This window comes from Sphingobacterium sp. UBA7253 (assembly GCF_002472745.1).
Classification (GTDB): domain Bacteria; phylum Bacteroidota; class Bacteroidia; order Sphingobacteriales; family Sphingobacteriaceae; genus Sphingobacterium; species Sphingobacterium siyangense.
Map to the genome: position 1 here is coordinate 2,762 of NZ_DKSP01000128.1, position 10,569 is coordinate 13,330.

Sequence of the window (10,569 nt, forward strand, 5' to 3'; positions counted from 1 at the left end):
CAGTCTTTGGTCGGTATAAGCTGATCAGTAGGAAAGAAACAACGGCTTTTTCATTAACTGGGCTCGCTTTACAAACGAGGAGATATTTTTTGGTTAAGCTTCGTCCCCATATCAAAAAGGATGAGCACTTTGCTATTGCTTCAGCTTTATTATATGGTTCCCGGAGCGATATCAGTGCCGAAAGCATCCAGGCCTTCACCAATACGGGAACGATACACGTACTAAGTGTTTCGGGAATGCATGTTGCTGTTTTATTCAGTTTTTTATCCCTTATTTTCAAGCGAATTGCCTGGCCTTTCTATCTCAGATGGCTGCCACTAATTTTGTTATGGAGTATGATCTGGATATATGCTTTTATTGCAGGGCTTGATCCGCCGATTACGCGGGCAGCTATTATGATTAGTTTTGTGCTGTGTGCACAGCATTTTAAACGAAGCTTTTCAACACTGAATTCGCTTATTATTGCCGCATTATTGATTTTACTGGCCGTTCCCCGGGCTGTTGCTGATGTGGGTTTTCAGCTGTCTTTTTTAGCCGTTTTGGGTATGACGATATGTTCGCCGCTTGTCGAAGGATTCCTTCCGGTTAAAAGACCGATATTACGGCTTTTGAGAGATGCATTGGCTGTTTCTATTGCTGCGCAGCTATTGACAACGCCACTGAGCCTTTATTATTTTGGACAATTTCCAACTTATTTTCTGGTAGCCAATGTATTAGTCGATTTCCCTTCAACATTAGCGATGTATCTCGGTTTTATTATGACAATCAATCCAATGCAAGGGCTCAACGATTTATTGGGCTTTCTTTTGGAGCATCTCATCGCTTTCATCTTATACTGCTTGAAATTTATTGACCATTTGGCTTTTTCAACAATAAAAGTTGAACCTATGGGGCTGGAGCTTCTATTTTTGACCTATTTTGCACTATTTTCTTTTTTATATGCTTTTCAATGGAAAGATAAAAAATACGTTTGGCTAGGGGGATGCTGTGCAATTGGAATACTATTGATCACTGCGCAAAAATACCTGGAAAATAAAGATGTAGAACGGTTTCGGGTCTATAATACGAAACATGAGCTGACGATCGGCTATTTCAAAGGTGGGCGCAGTATCGTTTACAGCACATTTGATTCTTTGCAATCCCGAGGCTTGCAATATGCATGTGGAAGAGAAATCCAATTACTGACGAGGGAAAAAGTTCAGTTTGTAGCTTTGAATGGTCGGGAGCGGAAAAACTATCTTGTTACGCTCCCTTTAGGTAGAATTGCTATTTTATCGCATGCAGGGGGAACAATGACACCTGCCGACCTTGTCATTGTCAGAAAAAATTTACTAAATGGTTTACCTCGTTTATTGAAGCAAATTAGACCAAAACTTGTTATACTGGATGGATCCAATTCAATGGAGAAATCCAAGCATACAAAACGTATGTTGGATAGTTTGGGAATACAGAATTATCTCATGAAAGATAATTTTGCGTATGTTTGGGATAAGGAGAACTTATGACGCAAGATAGTATATCAATCTTAAGGCAATACTGGGGTTTCGATTCATTTAGACCCCTGCAGGAAGAAATTATTCAATCGGTCATTTCAGGTAAAGATACACTGGCTTTATTGCCGACTGGCGGCGGAAAGTCGATTTGTTTTCAGGTACCTGCCTTGATGCGAGAAGGGATTTGTATTGTCGTTACACCGCTTATAGCATTGATGAAAGATCAGGTTGAGCATTTGAAAAAAAATGGAATTCAAGCGGTCGCGATTTATGCTGGAATGCGGAAGAGGGAGGTGGATATTACGTTGGACAATTGCGTCTATGGGCAAATAAAATTTCTCTATCTTTCTCCTGAAAGATTATACAATGATATCGTAAGGGAGCGCATACGATTTATGAATGTAAATCTTTTTGCGATAGACGAAGCACATTGTATTTCTCAATGGGGGTATGATTTCAGACCTCCCTATTTAGAACTCGCTAAGTTACGGGAACTGCATCCCAAGGTTCCTTTTCTGGCCCTTACAGCGACAGCAACTGAGCGTGTCATTAGCGATATACAGCAGAAGCTGAATTTTCCAAAAGAAAATGTATTTGTCAAAAGCTTTCTCCGCGACAATTTGGCTTATATGGCCATTGAGGAAGAGGATAAGATGGGACGTATGGTCCGCATCATACACAAGTTGGGTGGATCCGGTATTGTTTATGTCAGAAACCGGCGGGAAACACAGGAGATAGCCCGTATTTTAGTCAATAATGGCATTTCGGCAGATTATTACCATGCCGGGCTCACGGGACAGGAACGGGATCAGAAACAGCAAGGGTGGATGACAAATGTTGTTCGCGTTATTGTAGCTACAAATGCGTTTGGGATGGGAATTGATAAACCCGATGTACGGTTTGTCATTCATCTCGATTTGCCCGATTCGCTGGAGGCCTATTATCAAGAAGCCGGTAGGGCAGGAAGAGATGGCAAGAAGGCCTATCCCGTTATTCTTTATCAAAAGGCAGATGAGCGGAAACTTGTCGATAATTTGCAAGCTAGCTTTCCTGATATTCCATTTATTCAACAGACCTATCATTACCTTTGTAATCATTTTCAGATTCCCTATGGTTCTGGAGAAGGAGTGACTGTAGATTTTGATGTTGTTGCATTTGCAAAAAAATATCAGCTACCGTTGGTTCCTGTTATGAATGCGCTGAAGTTTCTGGAGCGGGACACTTGGTTGGTTTTGTCAGAAGCTGTTACAATACCTTCACGCTTTAAGTTTGAAATTGATAGCGCCGAATTGTATAAAGTTCAGGTGCAGTATGTCAAATATGATAAGCTTATTAAGGCTATTTTGCGCAGCTATGGTGGTGTATTTGAAAACTATATCCTCATCAATGAATATGAATTTGCACGTAAGTTAGGTCTGCCTTATGATCGTGTTGTCGAGCTGTTGAAGTCGTTGGAGACACTGGAAATAGCGAGCTATCTGCCTTCTACAGATGCGCCACAATTGACCTTTTTGCAGAACCGAGTCGATTACAAACACCTGCATATCGATCATATTTTTATTCGCGATCGCCATCAGGTGAAGGAAGAGGAAGTCAATGGCATGATCGGTTATATTGAACAGAGCAATTGCCGCAGTCAATCGCTGTTGTTATATTTTGGAGAGAAAAATGCGGGATTCTGTGAAGTATGCGATTTATGTCTGATCCGCAATCATCAGGAAAAGCAGCGGGCAAATATAAAAGCAGAAATCAAAAGCAGTTTACTTGCTGAAGCCAAAAACATTCATGATTTGGTGGCGAGTTTGACGATAGGCACAGAAAAGAAAAGAATAGAGATCATCCGTAATCTCCTAGATGCCGAAAAAATCCGCTTGGAGGATAATCTCTATTCTTGGAATACCTTGTTTTAAACTATTTCTCGATGGGTAGATTGAGCTCTTCACGGCCCCACTCTGACCAAGAACCATCGTATACACGGATTTGCTCATGACCAGCGAGATGACAAGCAAATGCTAAGACTGAGGCCGTGATACCCGATCCACAGGAGAATACATATTCATTTCCGGTCGCATTAAAATGATCAAATTGCTGTTTCAATTCATCAACGGGTTTATAAACGATTCCGTCAAATAATTCTTCGAAAGGGAGATTTTTGGAATGGGGGATATGCCCACCATGAAGGCCTTTCCGGGGTTCAGCTACTAAACCACTAAATCGACCTTTACTTCTGGCGTCAAAAATATTCACTTGAGTATCCCGATAATGTGTTAAGATATACTCTTTATCAGCATAAAGGTTTGCTTGAAATTGGGCTTTAAAATTACCGGGACTTGCAGCGGTTGTATACTGGTCTACGACGGGCAGTTTGTTATTTTTCCAAGCAGGAACACCGCCATTTAAAATAAACACCTGTTCAAATCCCATGACCTTAAACATCCACCAGGCCCTCGGGCTTGAATAAACGCCCCATCTGTCATATAATACGACCGTACTATCCTGATTTATTCCCAGGTTTTGCATTTCCCTTTCGAATACCGCTGCAGAAACGAGGGTATGCGGTAATTTGGAAGTAGCATCCGAAAGTTTCCCTTCGATGTCAAAAAATTGAGAATGGGGAAGAACTTCGAACTTGGTATCCTTGATGGATTGACCAACTTTGTCGATGGTGCAATCGAGGAGGACAATGTCTGTATGCTGTCCCAGTGATTCCTGAAGTTCGGTGGGGTTAATTAAGGCTGATTTGAATGACATAACAATAACGTTTATTGATACAAAATTACAAAAGCATCCCTATAAAAACAAAGCGGCTGTCCTTTTGGAACAGCCGCTTTTTATGGATTGAAATTGCTAATTACTTAGCGTTTTTATCATTTTCCATTTGCTCTTTCAATTGAGCTAATACGTCTAAGTCGCCTAAAGTAGATTTTTCAACAGAATCTTTTACTTTTTTCACAGCTGAAGACTCAGCTTTAGCGTCTTTTTTACGGTTGTTAGACTCTTCTTTGCGAGCTTCTTCTTTCTCTTCTTCCCAGATACGAGAGTGAGAAATTACCAAACGTTTGTTCTCTTTGTTGAACTCGATGATTTTGAATGAAGTAACTTCATCAACTTTCAATGAAGAACCGTCTTCTTTAACAGAGTGTTTAGAAGGACAGAAACCTTCAACACCGTATTGTAAAGCTACGATATCACCTTTGTCACCAACTTTGATCACAGTACCTTCGTGGATAGAACCTTCAGTAAAGATCGTTTCGAAAGTATCCCAAGGGTTTTCTTCCAATTGTTTGTGACCTAAAGATAATTTGCGGTTTTCTTCATCTAATTCTAAAACAACTACGTCTAATGTTTCACCAACTTTAGTGAATTCGTTAGGGTGGTTGATTTTTTTAGACCAAGATAAATCAGAGATGTGGATCAAACCGTCGATACCTTCTTCTAACTCAACAAATACACCGAAGTTAGTCATGTTTTTAACAACAGCTGTTTGTTTAGAACCTACAGGGTAACGCTCAGTGATGTTTTTCCAAGGATCTGGAGTCAATTGTTTGATACCTAAGCTCATTTTACGCTCATCGCGATCTAATGTTAAGATTTGCGCTTCGATCTCATCACCAACTTTCAAGAACTCTTGTGGAGAACGTAAGTTTTGTGACCAAGACATTTCAGAAACGTGGATCAAACCTTCAACACCAGGGATGATTTCTAAGAAAGCACCGTAATCAGCAACTGTTACGATTTTACCTTTAACTTTAGAACCAACTTCTAATGCAGTATCTAAAGATTCCCAAGGATGCTCAGATAATTGTTTCAAGCCTAAAGCGATACGTTTTTTCTCATCATCAAAGTCTAATACAACAACGTTGATTGTTTGATCTAGCGATAAAACTTCTTTTGGATGCTCGATACGACCCCAAGAGATATCTGTGATATGCAATAAACCGTCAACACCACCTAAGTCGATGAACACACCGAAGTCAGTGATATTTTTAACTGTTCCTTCTAATACTTGACCTTTTTCTAATTTAGCAACGATTTCAGATTTTTGGTTCTCTAAGTCGTTTTCAATTAATACTTTGTGTGATACGACAACGTTTTTGAATTCGTGGTTGATTTTCACAACTTTGAATTCCATTGTTTTACCTACGTATACATCGTAGTCACGGATAGGTTTGATATCGATTTGAGATCCAGGTAAGAATGCTTCAACACCTTTGATATCAACGATAAGACCACCTTTAGTACGGCTCTTAACGAAACCAGTAATGATTGCATCATTTTCCAATGCCTCATTGATAGCTTCCCAAGATTTTTGAGTTTTAGCACGTTTGCGAGAAAGTACTAATTGACCGTTAGCATCTTCTTGAGATTCAACGAATACGTCAACTTTGTCACCAACTTTTAATTCTGGTAAGTCACGGAATTCTGATAAAGAAACTAAACCGTCAGATTTGAAACCAACATTTAAGACTACGTCTTTGTTGTTGATAGAAACTACAGTACCTTCAATAATTTCACCTTGGTTAACTTGGTTGAAAGTATCTGCGTATTGTGCTTCAAGTTTAGCGCGTTCAGCTTCGCTATAATTTCCGAAACCTTTATCATTTGCATCCCAGTCAAATTCACCTTCCGGTGTGATCCAAGTGTTTGATTTGATTTCGTCGATTAAGTTTGAATCAGCTTCTGATTCAATTTTTTCAGTGTCTTTCACTACTTTAGTGTCAGCACCTTGTAGCTCTGCGTTTTTCGCTGCTAATTCTTTTTCTGCTTCTTGTTTTTTTGCCATTAATTAATTTTCTCCTTTTTCCTACTTTGTAGGAGTTGCAAAGGTACAAAAAAACTTTAAATGCAAAATTTTATTTTTCTTATTTTATTGAAAGACTTTCAGTTATACAGGCCTTTTGCTTTAGACATGTAAAGCTGCCTGTTCGAACGCTCGTTTAGCGTCTTCTACCGTTCATTTGTTGCCAACCTGACGGGGTAAATGAAGCTTTAAATAATTTTATACACCTATTCGTCTCTCTTAAAAGAGTTGAAAATGCGTGGTTTGGCAATAACAATGGTTTGTTTAGACAGCGCTATTGCTGCATTAAGCTCATAGCCCAATAATAAAATAAGCGTATTCAGGTAAATCCAGAGCATAATGACGATCAGTGTCCCGATGGATCCATAGAGTTTGTTATATGCACCAAAATGATTGATATAAAAGGTAAATATGGAAAACGTCAATATTGCTAAAATGGTAGCCATAGAAGCTCCGGGACTGAAGAGTTTCCATTTATTGGAGTTGGAAGGACCAAATTTGTAAATACAGCTTACCGTGAAAAAGTAAATAGCAAATATTATCAACCATCGGGCTACTTTAAGTAGAATGGCCCAGAAGCTCGACTTTATACCTGTTGTTTCCTTGAGGTAGTCTATGGTAATGCCAGCTAGGGTAAATATTGTCATCCCAACTGTTAACGCAAAAATAATTAGGAAAGCCAAGGCTAAGGCAAGCAAACGTTTTCTGACCCATGGCCTTCTTTCCGTCATGAGGGAAGCCTTATTGAAGGCATTCATCAGAGAGGCCATACCATTGGTTGCAAAATAGGCCGCAAATAAAAAACCGAAAGAAAGTAATCCACCATTTTGGTTTTTAATAATATCCTCCAAAGTCGTTTCAACAACCAGAAAAGCATTTTTGGGAATAACCACGGCCAGAAAGTCCAGCAACTGTTCCTGAAAATTATTGATCGGAATATAAGGGATCAATGTAAATAAAAAAATGATACCCGGAAAAATGGCCAATAAAAAGCTATAGGAAAGGGAAGAAGCCTTGCTGACAATGGAATCTCTCGATAGCTCCTGAAAGAAAAATACGGCCACAGTATAGAGTGGTAGCGAGCCAAAGCCAGGTAGTACGACACGTTTACTCCATTCGATTAATCTAAAATAAGGTTCAATATTTAATAGCCATTGGTGGATTTTCCCCATATCAATTAAAATAGTTACTCATCTTATCCAAGAAAACCTGTGGCGGCATACAAGGTCTATTTTTTTCCATGTTGACAAAGACCAAAGTTGTCTCGCCCTGGTTGAGTAGTTCTCCGCTTTCATTGAACAGTTCATATTCAAAAATAATACGGACGGCAGGTTTCTGGCGGATTGTTACCCGTATCGTGATCAAATCATCGTATTTGCCCGGTTTTAGGTATTTTGTTTTCATCTCCGTAACGGGGAGCATGACCCCCATTTCTTCCAGCTCCTTATACGATATCCCCGTGCTCCGCAGCATTTCAGTCCGCGCTATTTCGTAAAATGCAGCATAATTTCCATAATAAACATACCCCATTTGGTCTGTTTCTGCATAGCGGACACGAATCTGATGGTCAAATACAAACATTATTTTTTAATATTTCTGGCGTCCAATGCCTGTTGAAATTTACGTGCATTGATCAAATGCTCAGCCTCTGTTTTTGCAAAATTATGATAGCCCGAAAAATCATCTTTAGCACACATGTAAATATAATCATGTTGCTTAAAGTTTAAGACCGCATCAATTGCAGCAATACTTGGAATTGAAATAGGACCTGGAGGCAAGCCCCTATAGATGTAAGTATTGTAAGGATTGTCTGTTCTAAGGTGCTTATTCAATACCCTTCTAATGGTAAAGTCGTTGTTGGCAAAGATCACGGTAGGATCAGCTTGCAATAACATGCCTTTTTTGAGGCGGTTTAAATATAATCCGGCGATCATGGGCATTTCATCCTGGTGTAAGGCTTCACCTTTGACAATAGAAGCCAATGTACTGACTTGTTGCGGTGTCAGGTTAAGTGCTTTTGCTTTTGCCGTGCGATCTGCATTCCAAAACTTTTTCCATTCATCATCAAAACGAGCAATTACTTTTTCGGGATTGGTGTTCCAATAAATTTCGTAGGTATTGGGGATAAATATAGCAATCAGATTTTCTTTTGTAAATCCATATTTCTGTGCTGTAGCCTCATCATTTAGTACCGCGATAAATTCTGCAGAATCTGCCTCAAAACTTTTACCAAGGAGTGCGGCCATATTCTCTTTCAGTCGCACATTGGAAAATCTGAATTTTACAGGTTCTTGGTAGCCACCAATCAAATTGCCAACTAAGCGTCTATTGTTCATACCAGGGGTTAACAGATAACGTCCGGGTTTTACACTTTGCTCATATTTTTTATATTGTGCGGCACGCTCAAAGGAAGCGATGTCATCCACAAGATTTGAATCCTTGATTGATTTCAATACATCTTCATATTTTTCGCCCTCGTGTATGTACAGGTATTTTTTCTCTCCCGATACATTGGAAGCATAAAATGCTTTATAAAATGTCCAAGCAAAATAACCTCCGATAACGATAACGATCAGGGCAATGATTTTTAACCAACTTGGTATTCCTTTTTTATTTTCCATGCTAAAATTTTTTATTCATTTGTTGTTCGCTATTAAGGGCATTCATACAGCCTTTAGCGGTCAATGGTTGATGAAATCGCCCAGATATGGATCGGTTTCATCTTTATATTTTATACAATTCCTGAATCTGCAACAAACGCTAATCCATCATAATGGAGATTATGCCATGCAGCTTCATTTTTAAGTCAATACACTTAAAAGCCAAGACTATTCCCTTTACTTTCTTTTTCTTTTTTCTGCCCTGCAGTTGGATTTGTTGTTGTCGATTTAGCTGCTGGCGTATTTGTTGTGGTACTTTTCGCTGGAGCAACGGGCTTAGACTGAACCGGAGCTTTTGCTGCTGGCGGAGTAACCTGTGTTTGGTTTGCCTGTGGTTTAGGAGTTGGCGTACCTCCAGCTGGAGCACCTGTAGTTGTTGTTGGTGCCGTCAATGAGAGCGTTATGTCTATTTTAGCCCCTAAGCTGGTTAAGCCTTTTTCTATTCCTGGTGATTGTACACTGATTACTGCGGTGGCTGTATCCGTTACATTGGGATCATAAGTCACTGTGCCTAGGCCTAGACCAGCTCCAGATAGGGCAAACTTCGCTTCGTTTAATGGAAGACCAATTAAGTTGGGTATTTCCACTTCATTAGCACCGAGTCCATTTCCCAAAACTAGATCTATACGTGAACCCTTAGGAATCATGCGCCCGTTACGGATTGATTGTCCAGCAAATTGAGCATCCAATACGATGTCCCTAGCGATATCGGCGACATAAGAAGTGTCTCCGATTCTAAGGTTATGGTTTTTCAAAATAGCCGTTGCTTCGATCAATGTTTTATCCTTTATATTCGGAAAGGCAACTTCAGGTGCAACTTGTGTGATAATGGTCAAATAAATAGTCCGCCCCGATTTTACATGAAATCCTTGTTCGGGATCCTGCTCGATGACCATTCCTGGTTTGGCGTCCATCTGGTAGACGGAGTCAATTTGATATTCCAGCCCCGCGTCTTCCAGCGCCTGGATGGCAGCACTGATATGAAGGCCTTTCACTTTAGGAACGGCTATAGATTCATCATGTTTGGTATATATTTTCAGTCCAACATAAACGAAAAGGAATAGACATACTATCGCGATAAAAGCGGCAATAAGATTTTTCCTAAAAGTGGGGGTCTGAAGATATTGTACGACTTTGGACATTTCTCTGTTTTGATAAAAATTAATTCTGCATAGAACCGCAATATTAAAGCCAAGTTTGCAGAATGATTAAATAAAATTATTCCTCACAAAATTATTCGTTTTTCCGTGTATAGCAAATTATATTTGCTATTCGAATCGCTAAAATTTATGAAAGCAAAAATAGCATTAATAACTGGAGGTTATACAGGAGAAGCTGAAGTTTCTTTTAAAAGTTCTGCCTTTGTCAATTCTCAACTTGATCACGACAAATACGATATATATTTGATTACAGTGACCAAAGAAGCATGGTACTATGAAGATTTGGACGGTAAGCGGCATCCGATTTCAAAAGCAGATTTTACACTTCCATTGAACGGAGATATCTTAAGCTTTGACTTAGCATTTATTATGGTGCATGGTGTGCCTGGAGAAGATGGAAGACTTCAGAGCTATTTTGATTTATTAGATATTCCATATACCTCATGTGATGCCTT

The 10,569-nt window shown here is 39.4% G+C and carries 9 protein-coding genes (1 of these 9 running past the window's edge); 3 read left to right on the forward strand and 6 right to left on the reverse strand.

Features of this window, described 5'->3' with window-relative positions:
• Positions 1-1,505 (forward strand): ComEC/Rec2 family competence protein (locus tag B2X72_RS13055; RefSeq protein ID WP_286849829.1); only part of this gene is annotated, 1,505 nt, incomplete at its 5' end.
• Positions 1,502-3,403, forward strand: a complete 1,902-nt coding sequence (locus B2X72_RS13060; protein WP_088160432.1) for a RecQ family ATP-dependent DNA helicase — start codon at positions 1,502-1,504, stop codon at positions 3,401-3,403. The genes B2X72_RS13055 and B2X72_RS13060, both read left to right, overlap by 4 nt.
• Position 3,404: 1 nt before the next feature.
• Here B2X72_RS13060 and B2X72_RS13065 read toward each other — a convergent pair whose 3' ends face one another.
• The 6 genes from B2X72_RS13065 to B2X72_RS13090 all read right to left on the reverse strand — a co-directional run bounded on the left by B2X72_RS13065 (position 3,405) and on the right by B2X72_RS13090 (position 10,096).
• On the reverse strand, positions 3,405-4,244 hold the full coding sequence (locus B2X72_RS13065) for a sulfurtransferase (protein ID WP_286849830.1): 840 nt from the start codon (positions 4,242-4,244) through the stop codon (positions 3,405-3,407).
• A 100-nt stretch (positions 4,245-4,344) separates the two neighbouring features.
• A complete protein-coding gene (gene rpsA, locus B2X72_RS13070) occupies positions 4,345-6,276 on the reverse strand; it encodes a 30S ribosomal protein S1 (RefSeq protein WP_286849831.1) in 1,932 nt (643 codons plus the stop codon).
• 224 nt (positions 6,277-6,500) lie between these two features.
• On the reverse strand, positions 6,501-7,466 hold the full coding sequence (locus B2X72_RS13075; RefSeq protein WP_070564997.1) for a YihY/virulence factor BrkB family protein: 966 nt from the start codon (positions 7,464-7,466) through the stop codon (positions 6,501-6,503).
• 1 nt (position 7,467) lies between these two features.
• The gene (locus tag B2X72_RS13080) at positions 7,468-7,875 is read right to left on the reverse strand and encodes an acyl-CoA thioesterase (protein WP_070564999.1); all 408 of its coding nucleotides are present in this window, start codon (positions 7,873-7,875) and stop codon (positions 7,468-7,470) included.
• The gene (gene mltG / locus B2X72_RS13085) at positions 7,875-8,915 is read right to left on the reverse strand and encodes an endolytic transglycosylase MltG (protein ID WP_286735906.1); all 1,041 of its coding nucleotides are present in this window, start codon (positions 8,913-8,915) and stop codon (positions 7,875-7,877) included. Before mltG ends, B2X72_RS13080 begins: the two co-directional genes overlap by 1 nt.
• 194 nt (positions 8,916-9,109) lie before the next feature.
• The gene (locus tag B2X72_RS13090) at positions 9,110-10,096 is read right to left on the reverse strand and encodes a PASTA domain-containing protein (protein ID WP_070565008.1); all 987 of its coding nucleotides are present in this window, start codon (positions 10,094-10,096) and stop codon (positions 9,110-9,112) included.
• A gap of 147 nt (positions 10,097-10,243) precedes the next feature.
• Between B2X72_RS13090 and B2X72_RS13095 the strand changes: the two genes are divergently transcribed.
• Positions 10,244-10,569: the 5' portion of a D-alanine--D-alanine ligase family protein gene (locus tag B2X72_RS13095; RefSeq protein WP_286849832.1), read on the forward strand. The gene runs 694 nt beyond the window's last position; 326 of the gene's 1,020 nt are visible here — the first part of the coding sequence; its start codon is at positions 10,244-10,246; the stop codon falls past the right edge of the window.